14 protein-coding genes and 1 pseudogene are annotated in these 14,800 nt (G+C 71.3%); 3 read left to right on the top strand and 12 right to left on the bottom strand.

The window, feature by feature from the left end:
- Nucleotides 1-31: 31 nt before the first annotated feature.
- The 8 genes and pseudogenes from ABT369_RS56880 to ABT369_RS56915 form a co-directional block, all read right to left on the bottom strand.
- Nucleotides 32-229 carry a hypothetical protein gene (locus ABT369_RS56880; RefSeq protein WP_350626957.1) on the bottom strand — a complete coding sequence of 66 codons (198 nt, stop codon included), beginning with the start codon at nt 227-229 and terminating at the stop codon, nt 32-34.
- Nucleotides 226-528, bottom strand: coding sequence for a class I SAM-dependent methyltransferase (locus ABT369_RS56885; RefSeq protein WP_350626959.1), 303 nt, complete (start codon nt 526-528; stop codon nt 226-228). Before ABT369_RS56885 ends, ABT369_RS56880 begins: the two co-directional genes overlap by 4 nt.
- The gene (locus ABT369_RS56890) at nt 504-1,631 is read right to left on the bottom strand and encodes an SAM-dependent methyltransferase (protein WP_350626961.1); all 1,128 of its coding nucleotides are present in this window, start codon (nt 1,629-1,631) and stop codon (nt 504-506) included. The genes ABT369_RS56885 and ABT369_RS56890 overlap by 25 nt, the downstream gene beginning before the upstream one ends.
- Nucleotides 1,628-2,308 (bottom strand): annotated as a pseudogene (locus ABT369_RS56895) (DUF1365 domain-containing protein). The gene ABT369_RS56890 and the pseudogene ABT369_RS56895 overlap by 4 nt, the downstream one beginning before the upstream one ends.
- Nucleotides 2,302-2,688, bottom strand: coding sequence for an NAD(P)-binding protein (locus ABT369_RS56900; RefSeq protein WP_350626963.1), 387 nt, complete (start codon nt 2,686-2,688; stop codon nt 2,302-2,304). Before ABT369_RS56900 ends, ABT369_RS56895 begins: the two are co-directional and overlap by 7 nt.
- Before the next feature lie 99 nt (nt 2,689-2,787).
- Nucleotides 2,788-3,441 (bottom strand): class F sortase, encoded by a 654-nt coding sequence (locus ABT369_RS56905; protein WP_350626965.1) that lies wholly within the window; start codon nt 3,439-3,441, stop codon nt 2,788-2,790.
- Nucleotides 3,438-4,250 carry a hypothetical protein gene (locus ABT369_RS56910; RefSeq protein ID WP_350626967.1) on the bottom strand — a complete coding sequence of 271 codons (813 nt, stop codon included), beginning with the start codon at nt 4,248-4,250 and terminating at the stop codon, nt 3,438-3,440. The genes ABT369_RS56905 and ABT369_RS56910 overlap by 4 nt, the downstream gene beginning before the upstream one ends.
- 86 nt (nt 4,251-4,336) lie before the next feature.
- Nucleotides 4,337-5,890, bottom strand: a complete 1,554-nt coding sequence (locus tag ABT369_RS56915; RefSeq protein ID WP_350626969.1) for a protein kinase domain-containing protein — start codon at nt 5,888-5,890, stop codon at nt 4,337-4,339.
- Between the two features lie 438 nt (nt 5,891-6,328).
- Here ABT369_RS56915 and ABT369_RS56920 point away from each other — a divergent pair, with 438 nt between their 5' ends.
- Nucleotides 6,329-8,161 carry a hypothetical protein gene (locus tag ABT369_RS56920; protein WP_350626971.1) on the top strand — a complete coding sequence of 611 codons (1,833 nt, stop codon included), beginning with the start codon at nt 6,329-6,331 and terminating at the stop codon, nt 8,159-8,161.
- A gap of 373 nt (nt 8,162-8,534) precedes the next feature.
- Here ABT369_RS56920 and ABT369_RS56925 read toward each other — a convergent pair whose 3' ends face one another.
- From ABT369_RS56925 to ABT369_RS56940, 4 genes are all read right to left on the bottom strand, one after another.
- Nucleotides 8,535-10,064, bottom strand: a complete 1,530-nt coding sequence (locus ABT369_RS56925) for an FAD-dependent monooxygenase (RefSeq protein WP_350626973.1) — start codon at nt 10,062-10,064, stop codon at nt 8,535-8,537.
- A complete protein-coding gene (locus ABT369_RS56930; protein ID WP_350626975.1) occupies nt 10,061-11,527 on the bottom strand; it encodes an erythromycin esterase family protein in 1,467 nt (488 codons plus the stop codon). The genes ABT369_RS56925 and ABT369_RS56930 overlap by 4 nt, the downstream gene beginning before the upstream one ends.
- A 101-nt stretch (nt 11,528-11,628) precedes the next feature.
- The gene (locus ABT369_RS56935) at nt 11,629-12,270 is read right to left on the bottom strand and encodes a CatB-related O-acetyltransferase (protein WP_502891966.1); all 642 of its coding nucleotides are present in this window, start codon (nt 12,268-12,270) and stop codon (nt 11,629-11,631) included.
- A gap of 254 nt (nt 12,271-12,524) precedes the next feature.
- A complete protein-coding gene (locus tag ABT369_RS56940; protein WP_350626977.1) occupies nt 12,525-13,112 on the bottom strand; it encodes a hypothetical protein in 588 nt (195 codons plus the stop codon).
- 70 nt (nt 13,113-13,182) lie between these two features.
- On the opposite strand from ABT369_RS56940, the gene ABT369_RS56945 reads away from it, so the two are divergent.
- A complete protein-coding gene (locus ABT369_RS56945) occupies nt 13,183-13,494 on the top strand; it encodes a GNAT family N-acetyltransferase (RefSeq protein WP_350626979.1) in 312 nt (103 codons plus the stop codon).
- A gap of 419 nt (nt 13,495-13,913) precedes the next feature.
- A complete protein-coding gene (locus ABT369_RS56950; RefSeq protein ID WP_350626981.1) occupies nt 13,914-14,501 on the top strand; it encodes a TetR/AcrR family transcriptional regulator in 588 nt (195 codons plus the stop codon).
- The last annotated feature ends 299 nt before the right edge of the window (nt 14,502-14,800 follow it).

Below are 14,800 nucleotides of genomic sequence, written 5' to 3' on the forward strand. Positions count from 1 at the left end.
GCGAGCACCCAGTTCGGCTTCCTCGGCACCGTCAGCGGCAGCCCCGGCGCGCCCGCCCTGCGCTGCACCGCCGCCTGAACACGAAGGACAGATCCGCCGCCGCGAATCCGGTGCCCCAGGCCACGTCGACGACGCGGTGCCGGTTCGTGGCCGCGCCGATCGCGAAGAAGACCAGGACGACGACGAGCGCGGCGCCCAGCGACGCGGCGAGGAAGACGGGCAGGCTCACCGCCACACCTCGCCGAGGGTGGCCACGCCGCTGGCTCCGGCAGGTCCGGGGCGGACAGCGAGGATCTGGTCGACACCCATCCGGCCCTCCTCGAAGGTGAGCGCGCCACCGACGAGGTAGAGCCGCCAGACCCGGGCGACCGGCTCGCCGACCAGGTCGACGACCTCGTCCCAGCGCTGTTCGAGGGTCTCCAGCCAGGCGGCGACGGTGCGTACGTAGTGCTCGCGGAGCGCGTGCACGTCCCGGATTTCGAGGCCGGCCGACTCGATCCGGGTCACCGTCTCGCCGACCGGCCGCATGTGCATGTCCGGGGCGACGTAGGCCTCGATGAACGCCCCGCCGCCGGGCGCCCGGCGGCCGCGGGACATCTGTTGCACCAGCAGGCGGCCCTGCGGGGCGAGCAACCCGTGCAGGGCGGCGGCGAACGCCGGGTACTGCTCGTCGCCGACGTCGTCGAGCGCGTCGCCCGCATCCGCTGGTGCGCCATGGTGATCAGCTGGAGGCCGGCCCGCCCGCCGGGCGTCAGGTGCCGCTCGATCGTGGCCGCGTAGTCCGGCCAGAACCGTTCACCGACCGCCTCGACCATCTCGACGCTGAGGACGGCGTCGTAGCCGGCGGACGATGGCAGGATCTCGCTGTAGTCGCGCAGCTGCACGTCGACTCGGTCGCCGACACCGGCGGCCCAGGCCCGGCGCACGGCGAGGGCGCGCTGCTCGGCGGAGAGGGTGACACTGTGGACGGTCGCGCCTCGCCGGGCGGCGCGGATCGCCAGCTCGCCCCAGCCGGTGCCGATCTCCAGGAGCCGGGTGCCGGGACCGACCCGGGTGGCGTCGAGCAGCCGGTCGATCTTGCGGTGCTGCGCGGCGGGCAGGGCGTCCCAGCCGGCGGCGGCCGGGTCACCGTCGAACAGGGCCGCCGAGTAGCTCGTGGTCCCGTCGAGGAACAGGGCGAAGAGATCATTGGACAGGTCGTAGTGATGGTGGATGTTGCGGCGGGCTCCCTCGGCGGTGTTCAGCGTCGCCCGCGGCGTCCGGGCGCCGTGCACGTGACGCAGCGGCTGCAGTGGCCGGGGCACGAGGTTGCCGACGTGCGCGGCGAGGACGGCGAACAGGCCGGTCAGGTCGTCGGCGTCCCAGTCGCCGGCCTGGTAGGACTCGTCGAGCCCGATCAGGCCGGCGGCACCGAGCCGCTGCAGGAACGCGGCGGGCCGGTGCAGGAGCAGTTCCGGGCCGTCGGTGCCGAACGTCGTGCCGTCCGGGTACCGCACCCGCAGCGGGAGCCGGGCAGCGACGCGGCGCAGCAGCGCCGCGGCGACGCGGCCGCGCAGCCGGGCCGAGGGCACGGCGGCCACGTCCGGCCAGCGGGTCCGGTCGATGGTCGGGCTGGACAGGGTCGTGGTCATCGGACGTCCTCCTGGAGGTGGTGCCGGGGGCGCTGGAGCACGGGCAGGCCGCGCAGCAGCAGCCGGATGCCCTGGAACCGGATCCGCGCGCTGACGGCCAGCGCGGTGAACGGGTGCCGCCGGGTGGCCGGGCGCCGCACGCCGCGCAGGGTCGCGGTGAAGACGGGGCCGCCGTCGCGGTCGAGCGCGATGGTGAGCGCCAAGCGGCCGGCCGGCTCGGGCAGGCGCATCCGGTAGCGGCCACCGGTGCCGAAGAACGGTGAGACGTAGAACGCCTTGCCGGTCGCGGCCCGCCCGTCGGGATCGGGTTGCAACAAGTAGCAGTGCCGTTCGCCGTAGGTGTTGTCCACCTCGGCGATGACGGCGGTGAGCCGCCCGGCCCGGTCGTGACACCACTAGACTGTCAGCGGGTTGAACACGTGCCCGAGCGCGCGGGCGTTGGTGAGCATGAGGATCCGGCCGTCGGCGACGACGCCGCGGCGGGCCAGGAAGCGCTCCACATTGGACCGGATGGTCGCGGCCGGGTCGCCGAAATGGTCACGGGCCCGGAAGCGGCGGTCCGGCCGCTCGTCGAGGTCGACGAGCCACTGGTACGTGCGGTAGACGAACGCGTGCCGCACCGGAACGGTGCGGGTGTGCCGCAGCGTGCACTCGTAAAACGCTGGGCCGGTCACCACACGACTCCGAGGGAGCGGGCGGCCTGCACGCCGGAGCGGCAGCCGTCCTCGTGGAGCCCCAGCCGTGGGGCCGTCGGACCGTCGGTCACGTCGTGGGTGTGCGCGTGCCCGCCCAGGCGCGGCTTGGCCTCGAACAGCGTCACGTCGCAGGCGTCGCGCAGAACGTAGGCGGCGGGGAGGCCGGCCACGCCGGCGCCGATGACGGCCCTGCCCGGACTTCGGAGCCGGGTGCCGCGCGGATGGGTGCCGGATGTGACCTTCTGGGTGACATGCCGCGGTCGCGCTGCATGTGGCCACCGACCCGGGTGTGGCCGGGATCTGCGCCCTCGCCCCCTGGATCGAGCCGCCCGACGACGCGTTGCCGACGCGTCCGGACACACCGTTGTTCATCGCCCATGGTGACCGCGACCGCATCGCCGACCCGGCGGCGTCGGCCCGGTTCGCGGCCCGGCACGGCGGCCGGTTCGAGCTCGTCCGGGTCAGTGGGGTGTGGTCGCCGAAGGCCAGGACGGTTGTGGTGCGGGGCTGGGCTGGGCCTGCTTGAGATCGGCGAACGCGACGATGTTGTCGCGGTAGTGCCCGGTGGCGGAGTCGAACTCGCCGCCGCATGTGATCAGCCGGAGGGCGGCGTGGTCGACCGGGCCGTAGACGGCGTCGGTGGGGAACTGGTTCTTCGGGTATCGGCCGACCTTGTTCACGGCGAAGACCGCGCGGCTGCCGTCGAGGCGGGTCACGCTGACCTCGTCGCCGGGGGCGAGGGTCGACAGGTGGTAGAAGGCGCCCTTGGTGCCTTTCCAGTCGACGTGGCCGGCGAGCACGGCCGGCCCCAGCGCGCCCGGGCTGGGCGCGCCGGTGAACCAGCCGACGGTGCTCGCGTCGTCGGGCACCTGCATGGTGCCGTCGGGCTCGGTGGCCAGGTCGACCAGGGTGCTGGTCACGCCGAGCTTGGGGATGCTCACGGTGACCGGCGGCGAGGACTCCATGAGCGGCCCGGAGGTCAGCTCGCCGGGTTGGCTCGCCGCGGGCGCCGTCGATGGCGGGCCCGCCACTGTGTTCGGAGCCGGTGGCGGGGCCGAGCACCCCGCCACCAACAGGGCCGCGGAGACCGCGGAGACCACGACCCGGCGGCTCATGCCTGCGCTGCCTTGCGGCGGCGGTAGAAGGCCACGCCGAGGGTGCCGAGCACCGCGGCGCCGCCGACCGAGTAGATCAGCGCCGGGTCCGGGCCGCTCTGCTGCAGCGACGAGCCGTCGCCGGTGTTGACGCCGCCCGCGGGGACCGAGCCCGCGGCCGCACCCGACACCATGCCGCAGGTCGCCACGTCGGTCGCCTCCTCGGGGATGTTCGGCACGCCGAGGGACTTGGCGAACGTCGATTCGCCGAGCGCCTCCAGGTCGTACTTCCCATTCTTGTTCGCATCGATGCCGTGCTGGACGATGTGCAGGTCCTTGATGTGCTCGATCGTGCCGGCCGGCAGCTGAGCGGCCGGGATCGTGCGCTCGTAGGAGAGGTTGCCCTGGGCGTCGGCGGTCGGGAAGCGGTCGACCGCGAGGCCGCTGGCCTTGGTGGTGTCGCCCGAGGTGGTGAGGGAGACGAAGATGTCGCCGTACATCGGCAGCCCCTCCTCGACGCTGATGTAGCCGTTGCCGTTCTTGTCGTCCCTCATGGTCGGGCAGTGGAAGTCCATCCCGGCGGCGGAGCCGTGCAGATGCTGGGCGTGCGGGGAGTTGGGCGTCATCCCGGTCGACTTGATGGCGATCTTCAGGTCACCGTTGGCCATCGGTGTCAGGGTCGCGTTGCCCTTGGCGCCGGTGTTGCCCATCTCCATCAGCTCCACCGACACCGACTCGGCGGCGAACACCGGCGCCGGCGCCACGAGCGGAACGGTCAGCGCGACCGCCGCGAGGGGCAGGGCGGCGAGAGCGGCTCGCGTGAGGTTCATGAGGGGTCTCCCTTCGGATAGCGATGTGACAGCAGTGATTCGGCGCTGTCACCCGTTCGGATGGGTGAGAGATCGCGAATGTGTCGTCAGCGCGGGTCGAAGCCGCCGAGGACGGTGCGGAAGCCGTCGAGGGCGGCGTCCCAGCCGGCGTCGGGTGCGGTCCAGGAGACGACGAAACCGTGGCCGGTGGCGGTGCCGAAGTTGCGGCGCAGGGTGTGCCAGCGGGTGCCGTTTTCATCGAAGGTGTACTCCCAGTCCGCGGCCCCTTGTTGATAGAGCGCGGCACTGATGGAGATCCGCCGGTAGCCCGCGGGTGCGCCCGGTCCGGCCAGCAGTTGCCGTTCCTGCTCGGTCCCAGTACGCCACCCGATCCTCATCCGGCGGCGGGGTCGGGTCGACGGTGAAGCCCTGCCGGCCGGCCTGGTCGAGGAAGCAGACGATCCTGCCCTCGGCGGCGGGCGCGTAGCCACCGGGCGCCGGCGTGCTGAACCCGTCGAGGTCGTACCGCAGCCACCCTTGCGGCAGTCCGTCGGCCTCGTGGCCGGGTGGGGCGTCGGGGGTACCGGAACACCGCAGTGGCGCCGGGAAGACGTTCTGCACCGCGGACGCCGAGACTGCGGGCATGATCGCCGGGCCGCTGCTGCTCGGGGCGGACGGGCGGGCGGCGGCCGGCGCCGAGGCCCGGCTGCCCAGGCACCCACCCCGCCCGCGCCCAGGACGGCCGCGGCTACCCCGGCCACGATCAGCTTCCGCTGGACGGTCGAGCCTCCGAGGCGCGGCGGTTTCCAGGCCATCGCGGGCTGTTCCCCGGTCAGTGCCGCCTCCAGCAGCGGGCGGGCCTTCGCGGCGGTCAGCCGATCGCCCGGGTCGCGGCGCAGCAGTCCGGAGATGACCGGCTCGAGCGGGCCGGCGTGCAGCATCACGTCGGGCGGCTCCCGCATCAGCGCGGTCAGCTGCTCGAGCGGAGTCGGCCGCGCATAGGGCGCCCGGCCCTCGACGGCCAGGTACAGCGTGGCGCCCAGGGACCACAGATCCGTGCCCGGGCTCGACTCGCCGGCTGTCACCCGCTCGGGCGCGACATAGGCGGGCGAGGCGAGCAGCACGTCCTCCCGCGTCGCATTCGCCCTGAAACTCTCCTCGGCGAACACCGCCACGCCGAAGTCGCCCAGCAGCACGTGCCCGTCGGGTGTGAGCCGCACGTTGCGCGGGGTGACGTCGCGGTGCAGGACCCCGGCGGCGTGCGCCGCGGCGAGCCCGTCGAGCAGGGCAAGACCGGCCTTCGCCACGACCGCGACCGCGAGGGGCCCGTCGTCGCGCACGGTCGCGTGCAGGGAACGACCCGCAACGTACTCCATGACGATCCACGGCCGCCCGTCGGCGAAATGCACGTCGTAGACCCTGATCAGACTCGGATGCCGCAGCCGCGCGGCGGTGCGCGCCTCGCGGATCGTGCGCTCCCAGACATCGCTCCGCCCGGGCGCCACTCCGGCGATCGGCAGGATCTCCTTGACCGCGACCTCGCGGTCCAGGACCTCGTCGTGCGCCTGCCAGACCCGGCCCATCCCACCCTGCCCGACCAATCGCAGGAGCCGGTACCGGCCGGCGACGACCCCTTCCTCCACTCCGCCGTCGACTGCCATGACCGGTGTTCGGAGCCGACCCGCGACCGGATGGGTGCCAGGGGAGGGGAGCCTGGGCGAGGATCGGGCCATGCGGCGTGGCGACGCCGCTGCGACCGTGCCCGGGCACCGACGGTCACGCCGACAGCGTATCCACCCCGGTCGAGCGCTGCGCCGCCCGCGCCGGCAGCTGCAGGTACGACGGGGACGGCCCGCCGGTGTGGATGACGTGCCGGCCGCGAGGTGCCGCTCATGGCGCCCTTGCCGGTGTACCACGGGCACGGCGAGCGGCGACTGACCCACGGCGCGCTCCCGCCCCGCCGCTTCGGGGGTCCAACCGGTGCGGTCCACGATCTCGGCCACCGCCGGGTGAAAGTAGCCGGTTGTAGCCGAGGTCGGGGGATGAACCTCCTGGCCGTGGGTAACGTCGCGAGCCGAGACTCTCTGAGGAGGGGCGGCATGGCGGATATCCCGGCCGCGTCTGATACCGGTGAGGGTGACCTTGCCTTACTCCGGGCGTATGAGCCGGTGATCCGGTACACGGCAGGGGAATTGTTCCTGCCGACAGCCGTCGGCGCCTACGTCGGCCGGGCCGCCCTGTGGCGACGGCGCTCGGGTGAACGACGCGACGAATGCCTGGCTCAGACCGGGGAGCTGACGCTCGAGCGGTTGGCCGAAGCGGGGGATCGGTTCGCCGGGGACGGCCTGTACCTGCGTCTGGTCGACCGCCCGATGCGTGGTGCCGAGTACCGGCGGTGGCGCCGTGATGCGGCGCAGCCGTCGTTCCGGCCGAGTAGCCGCTTCGCCGCCGTCGGGCTGTTCGCGCGGCTTGTCGATGCCGGACTCCGTTTGTCCCTGCTCCTGCGCGGCACGGTGCCCGGCGGCACCCGGGCGGCAGCGCACCACCTGTATGCCACGCACATGCAGGGCAACGATCATCCCTACTACGCGAGGGTGTTCCGGGACGGCGGCTACGTCGCGCTGCAGTACTGGTACTTCTACCCGATGAACGACTGGCGCTCGACATTCAGTGGCATCAATGACCACGAGGCCGACTGGGAACAGGTGACGATCTTCCTCGCTGAGACCCTCGGCGGCTCCTTGTGTCCCGCCTGGGTGGCATTCTCGGCCCACGACGAGGTCGGCGACGACCTGCGTAGGCGCTGGGACGACCCGGACATCGAGTTCGTCGGCACGCATCCAGTGGTGTACGCGGGGGCCGGATCGCACGCCGGTGCCTACCTGCCGGGTGAATACGTGACGACCGTCGCCCTGGCGTGGCCGAACCGTCTGCGGGTCGCATCGCGGCAGGTGGTCCGGGCCCTGCTGCCCTGGACCAGGGACGCGCCGGAGACGAGCGCAGGGGTCCCGTTCATCGACTACCATCGCGGCGACGGCGTGGGTATCGGGGTCGGCGAGCGCCGCGCCTGGCATCCGGTGCTCATTGACGATGACACGCCGTGGGTCCGCAACTATCGCGGGTTGTGGGGGCTGGACACCCGCGACCACTTCGGCGGCGAGCGGGCACCGGCCGGCCCCCGGTACGAGCGAGATGGAGCGGTCCGGTCCGGTTGGGCGAATCCGGTGGCGTGGGCCGGCCTCGACGAGGAGTACCCGACCGTCGAGCACGGTGCCGTGTTGCTGGAGCGTCGCGCGAACCAGCTGGAACGGCGCCTTGCCGGGCTCGCAGTCGAGATCGACGACCGCCGTCGGGCGGCGCGTGAGTCGCGCGCCAGCAACCGGGCCAGGGCGGCCTTCGCGAGCCACGCCGGCGCGGACAAGCCCCGCCGCCACCGGACCGGCCCCGACCGGCACGGCACAGAAGCCCTCGCGCGGTTGCGCACCGAGCAGACCGCCCTCCGCGAGGAACTCGACGCGATCGTCCGCGCGAGAACCCAGCCGCCCATCGATACTCCGCACGCCCATCTGCGCCGCCGCGCTCTTCCGCTCACCGCCGACACCCCACGCCAGCGGTTCCTGGCGATATGGTCGGCGGCATCGGTGTCGGTCATGCTGGCCGGGATCGCGCTCGTCGTGATCAGCCCACCCGTCGGAGTGCTCTGGTCATCCGCCGGTCTCATAGCACTCATGCTCGCGATCGAGGCGGCCGCCCGCGGCCGGCTGGTGCGGTTTACCGCAACCATGGGCGCGGCCGGTGCCGTCGTGTTCGCCGTCCTGGGCGCCGTCGAGGTCGTCGTCCGCAACTGGCGAGCCGGGGCGGCCGCCGTGCTGATCCTCGCATCATGTGCTTTGCTGGTTGCGAATCTGCGCACGTGGATGATCAACCGTTGAGCGGAATGGAGCCGCCACCACACGTTGCCGTAGCGTGTTCGGGATCTTCTCGATGCCCGGCTACCGGTTCGCGTACCGCTTCGCCAACCTCGGCGGCCAGTGGTTCTGGGAACCGACCTGCCCGACGGCACCACTGGCAGCTGTGGGCCGCTGGAAGCAATCGTCCGCAACGAGATCAACCGGAAGTGGATCCACCCCCAGTGGTCGGACATGACCCGGGTTGCTGGTCACCAACCTTGGCCGCGCAGCGCGCGGGCCAAGGTTGCGGTGCGGGATTCGGTCGTGGCTCATCCAGTTGCGGGCCGGTGGAGTTCGATTTCCATGGCCGACGCGCCGAGTGTGTCTTTCTCGAGGCCCGTAGTTGCGGCCGAGGTCAGCGTGTGCCGAACCAGGTGGAGAGTGCTTCGCGCAGCGCTGGTACGGCGGTGTCGGCGGGCTCGTCGATGGGTGCGGCCCAGGCGATGCAGGCGTCTGGGCGGACCAGCAGGGCGTCGGCGGGTCGCTGGTCGGTCTTGGCGGTGTGCACGTCGACGCGCTGCCCCCAGTCGCGGGCGGCCTCGCGCAGGTCGGAGCGGTCGGCGAGATCGAGGAGGATGGGCCGGGCGGGGTGCAGGAGGTCGGCGACGCCGGTGACGCCCTGGTCGGTGTGCAGGGCGAGGTCGGGGGCGAAGGTGCCGGTCAGCGGGTGGTGGCCGGTGCCGGGCATGGAGTAGCGGATGTCCGTTCCGGCTACCAGGGCTCCCATGCGGCGCAGCGGCTGCTCGTCGGTGAGCAGTTCGGAGAAGACCTCACGGAGCGCTTCTGCGGCCGGGTCGTGCCCGCGGCGCAGCGCCACCTGGGCGCGGGTGTGCAGCATGGTGCGGGTCCCGGCGAGGTGGCGTTCGGCGTGGTAGGTGTCCAGCAGGCCGGGCGGCGCCCAGCCGTGCAGGTCGGCGGCCAGCTTCCAGGCCAGGTTGACCGCGTCCATGAGGCCCGCGTTGAGTGCCACGCCGGTGGCCGGGAACAGGTGCGCCGCATCCCCGGCCACCATGATGCGCCCGGCTCGGTAGCGCTCGGCCTGGCGGTCCTTGAAGGTGAAGCGCGACAACCGGGTCGATCCGGCCAGGGGCAGGTCCGCGCCGAGCACGCGGCGGATGCTGTCCTGCAGTTCGGTCAGGGTCATCGGGACGTCGTCGTCGTACTCGGTGCTTTCGTCCTCGATGGTGTAGAGGGAGACGCTCGTGGCGCCGGGTGCGGAGCCGAGGCCGAACAGGCCCCGGTCCGTGCGGGTGAAACCGGCGTGGATCGTGCCGACGCCGGGGACGTCGAGATCGCCGCTGTCCAGCACGGTCACCGTGCCGGGCAGAGTGACCTGGGCCAGCCGGTTGACCTCCGGGTAGACGGTGCCGGGGAAGCCGATACCGGCCCAGTCGCGGACGCGGCTGCGGGCGCCGTCGCAGCCCACCAGGTAGCGGGCGCTGACCTGGTACGGCCCGTCCGGGCCCCGCACCTCCACCGTCACCGCGGTCTCGTCCTGGTGCACCTCGGTCACCTCGTGCCCGCGCCGGGCGTCCACGCCGAGTTCGCCGGCGCGTTCGTCGAGCAGGCGCTCCAGGTGCTGCTGCGGCAGCGGCAGCGCGTGCAGCGGCGGATTCGCCAGCCGGGTGAAGTCCAGGTGCACGCCGCCGAACGGGAAGCGGGGTGCCGGGGCGGGGCCGGGGCAGGCGGCCTGGAAGCGTTCCAGCAGGCCCCGGTAGCGCAGCAGCTCCAGGATCTGGCCGCCCAGACCTCCGGCCTTGGGGGTGTCGCGGCGGTTCGGGTGCCGCTCCAGCACCAGCGGCCGCACCCCGGCCAAGCTCAGTTCAATCGCCAGCATGAGGCCGGTCGGTCCGGCCCCCACAATGATCACGTCGGCGTTCTTCATCGGTCACTTTCCTTGCAATCGGTTGCCTGCGATTCGGGCATGTCGTTCACACGCCGTTCTGCCGGTTCGGTGCCTGCGATCTCCTGCGCGGCTTGGACGATGGGCGTCCCCGGTCTCGATGTGTGGGTGGCATCCCGCTGACCTCGTGGTACCGGCCCGGCCGAGGTGGGATCGTGATGTGTCGCAGTCAGGTTTCGATGTCGGCGACAGTGGAGGTCGGGGTGTTGAGGATGCCGTCGAACGCCTCCAGGACGGGCGTGTGCACGTAGGCGCTCTGGATCCGGATCCGGATGCGGTCGGGGCCGGTGGCCTCGTGCGCCTGGCGGAGGTCGGCGATGCTGAGCCCGAGTCCGGCCTCGGCGAAGGCGGCCTCGATGCTGCCCGGCTCGGGTGGCTGCAACGCGGTGTTCTCGATGGCGAAGCCCGAAGCGCGTGTCCTCGTCGGGGCGCATGTCTGCGGTATATCCGGCGGGGCTGGTCAGGGCGAGGGCGACGTAGTCATCGCCCAGGCAGTTGTGCACGTGCTGCCCCAGAGGGAGCCCGGTGAGCTGCCCGTTGAAGGAGACCGGCGTCTTCTGGATGTGAGCGTTGTGTGCTGCCAGCACGATGCGGGTGCCGGGGCGGTGGCGTTCCAGGTGCCACAGGACGGATTCGGCCATGAAGACGTCGCGGGCAGAGGTGTCGGCGGTCAGGCCGGTACCGGCGTACAGGCCGGCCATGGCGCGGAAACCGTAGTCGGCGCTGCAGGCGGCCTCGAGGCAGCGCAGGGCGATGTCGTAGCTGGGCCGGTCGGCACGGGAGAGGTACAACAACTCGACGGCGCGAAAGCGCATGAGCAGCCGCATCAGGATCGCGCTGAGCGCGTCCTGCGCGGCGGCGGCCAGCCGGGTCCAGGCCGGCGCGGCCGAGGCCGCGGAGGCGCCGGCGAACGACCCGGCGATCCTTATCGCCTCCTGGATCATCGGGAGGGTCTCGGGATCGACCTGGCGCAGGTAGTTGGCGACCGGGGCCAGGGCGGGAAGCAGGGATCCGCCGGCCGCTGGGATGCCGATCCCGGCGAAACGCACCGGCTCGGCGGCGACGGCGTTGTACCCGCGCATCCAGCGCAGCGGCTCGTCGACCCCCACGGGGATCGCCGTGGAGAGCCGGGCCGCCAGCTCATCGTCCGCGCCTTCTCCCTGGGCCCAGGCGTCCAAGGGGAAGCCCTCGCTGAAGCCGTACTCGAAGGCCAGGACGGTGAAGCCGCAGCGTTCGGCCAGGAACCGCAGGATGCGCAGGCGCATGGCCGAGAACTCGGTGATGAAGTGGGAGTTCTCACCGACCGCGACGACGCGCGCTTCGCCGACGAGGTCGCGCAGCGGCTCCAGGTCGTCGAGCGGCGCCTCGGGGTCGAGGTGAGTGAGCGGGACGGCGTGGCCGCGAAGCCAGTCGGCGAACGGGTCGCGGCGGGACGAAGCAGGCAAGCTGACAGCTCAATTCTGATCGTGGAAAGGTGCAGGAACGACAGATGGCGGTGCGTGAGACCCGTAGGCGGAGGCAGTGCCGGAGCCTGGCGGCGCGCGTCCTACCGCCCGCGGGCCGCCGCTTCCTGCAACTCCTCGACGCTGCCGGACATGATCGTGGCGATGTGTTCGGTGATGAGCTGGAGCGGCCAGTCCCACCAGGCCAGCGCGAGGAGGCGGGCGATGTCGGCGTCGCTGTAGCGGCGGCGGATGAGCCTGGCCGGGTTGCCGCCGACGATGCCGTAGTCGGGCACGTCGTCCACGACCACGGCACCGGAGGCGATGATCGCGCCGTGGCCGATGCGGACACCGGGCATCACCATGGCCTGGTAGCCGAACCAGACGTCGTTGCCGACCACGGTGTCACCCCGTCCGGGCAGGCCGGTGATGAGGTCGAAGTGCTCGGCCCAGGAGCCGCCCATGATCGGGAAAGGGAAGGTCGAGGGGCCGTCCATGCGGTGGTTGGCGCCGTTCATGATGAACCGCACGCCCTCACCGAGCGCGCAGAACTTGCCGATGACCAGTTTCTCCGGGCCGTAGTGGTAGAGCACGTTGCGGGTCTCGAAGGCGGTTGGATCATCGGGGTCGTCGTAGTAGGAGAACTCGCCGACCTCGATCAGTGGCGAGGCGACCAGCGGCTTGAGCAGTACAACGCGGGGCTGCTCGGGCATGGGATGCATCGCGGTGGGGTCGGGGACAGGCATCACGCAATCGTCTTCTTCCATGAGTTGGCGTTGTGCCGGGCTGAGTGCACACCCGCTTGTAGTCCTTGAGGACGGATGTCGACGTTGCCATTCTAGTCAGTACGGAACGTTCCGTACCGATAAAATGATGCCCTCGGCGGGCGCTTGCGTCAAGTACGGTACGTACCGTACCGTTAAGGTGTCGGCACGACTCGACACGTCCCACGCCGCGGTGCCGACCGAGGCGACCGCAACGTGCCGCACTCAACGGGCGCTCACCGCGTCCGTTTCTTCTTTTCGGAGGATCTATGCTTTTCCGTCCCATGGTCGAGGCTGATCTCGACCGCTTGGTCGGCTGCGTCGTCGACGAGGGCATCAGCTGGGCTGATCCTGAGCGCTTGCTGTCCTTCCTCGAATCCGGCAACTACCGCCATGCATGGATCTGGGTCGCCGAGGAGAACGGCGAGATCATGGCCCGCGCCGTGTGGTGGGGTCTCCCCGACGCCGGCAAGCCTCTCGCGCTGGACTGCCTCTACGTCCACCCCTCCGTCGATGAGCCCATCGGCCTGGCCGCCGACCTGCTCGGCCACGCCCACGCGGCCTACGAAGACAAGCCCGCGTACCACGTATTCGTCTCGAACGGCTGGCGCGATGACCCGAAGTCCGCGGCCGCGATCGCCTGGCGCTGGACGGCCGCGGGCCGCGCGGGGCTGACCGAGGAACTGGAACGCCTGCGCTACGAGTGGACCGCCGAAGCCGAGGTGCCCAAGCCGTCGGGCCGGCTGGAGTTCCGCGGCGAGGACGACGACGAGGTGTTCATCGAGGTGTTCCGCCGGGTGGCCGTCGGCACGCTCGACCACCACACCCGCGAAGCCCTGCTCACCATGGACCCGGGTCGCGCAGGCCCGCCAGGACGTCGTCGACTACCGCTCCATGCCCGGCGACCGCTCCTGGTGGCGCCTGGCCTACACCGGGGACGGCGACCTGGTCGGGGTCGCGCTGCCGTCGGCGAACGGCGGGGGCCCGGTGGTCGGCTACCTCGGCGTGGTGCCCGAGCACCGCGGCCGGGGCTACGTGGACGACCTGCTCGGCGAGATCACCCGCAGCCACGCGGAACGCGGCGTACAGCGGATTGTCGCGGACACGGACGCGGGCAATGTCCCGATGGCCCGCGCCTTCGAACGTGCCGGCTACCACAATTTCGCCATCCGCCTGGTCCTGTCCCCACTCCCGTCCCACACCTGACCGACCGTCCCACGCCCTGGCCGACCGCCCGGCGCCGGACTACGCAGGTCCGCGTCCAACCGGACCCGCATCGCCAGGTCGTGCAGCGTGTCGGCGGCGATGGCCTGCTCGGGCAGCGCTGAGACCATGCCTGACCTCCTCCGCGCCGCCGTCATCCGCACCACGTGCGCGGCGAACGCGTCCGAGCACGGCGCCGCGCCATGCTCGGCAATCGTCGTCGCGATGACCTTCACGGCCTGTTCTCCGGCCCAGGGTCATCGCGTGCGCAGAGATCATCCCCGGTCAGCCACTCGAAGATCATGTCGTTGCGCATCGCGACGACCACCGGTCCGAAGGGAAGAGTGGGCACGGCGACCCCGTGCCCACTCTGAAATCCGTTCCCGTCCGTACGGAACGTTTCGTGTCGATAAGGTGTCGGCATGACCGACACGCCCCACCGTCGCGGTGCTGACCGGACCGAGGCCATCCTGCGGGCCACGCTGGAACTCGGCCAGGAGATCGGCTACGCCAAACTGACCATGGAGGCGGTCGCCGCCCGAGCGCGCGCCAGCAAGCAGACCGTCTACCGCCGATGGCCGTCCAAGGCAGCCCTGCTGCTCGACTCGCTGTTGTCGCTGAACGGGCCTGCCCTGGACTACCCCGACACCGGCGACATCATGGCCGACTTGCGCACCCAGATCCACTCGGCCGTTGATCTGCTGGCCCAGCCACCCATTGGCCCCTTGTTCAAGGCGCTGATCGGCGAGGCCCAGCACGATCCCCAGGTCGCCGCCGCGCTCAACGAGCGCTTCATCGCCCCCCAGGCGGACAAGACCGTCGCCCGCCTGAAGACGGCCCGCGACCACGGTCAACTCTCGCCCGCCTTCGACCTCGCCCTGGCGATGGCGATTCTTTCCGGCCCGCTGTACTTCCAACTCCTGATCACGCAGGAACCACTGACCCATCCGTATGTCGACCGGATCCTCGACGCCCTCTTCACCGGGATGGCCCCCACCCACGCATCTTGACGTCCCACGTCAGGCCATCGCCACGGAGAACGCCCAGTTCCGTGACCAGCTCCGAAGTGCCTCATCGGCGATCGCCCGGCCCCTTCGCTAGTCGTCGATGGGTATCCCTCGACCGGGTAGTTCTGGCGCCGCCAGGCCTGGCCCGGTCAATCGGAGTTGATCGCATCCTGTGAACCACTGCTCGCCGGCGATCCCGGGGCAGCCGGCTAGCCTCGGTCTTTCGTTAGCTGTTGATCAAGGCTGTTTGGCAGCTGGTTGATCTTCTCGTGGGCGGCGCGGATGGGCTGGGCATGGTGGTG

It is taken from the genome of Dactylosporangium sp. NPDC000244 (assembly GCF_040300725.1).
Classification (GTDB): domain Bacteria; phylum Actinomycetota; class Actinomycetes; order Mycobacteriales; family Micromonosporaceae; genus Dactylosporangium.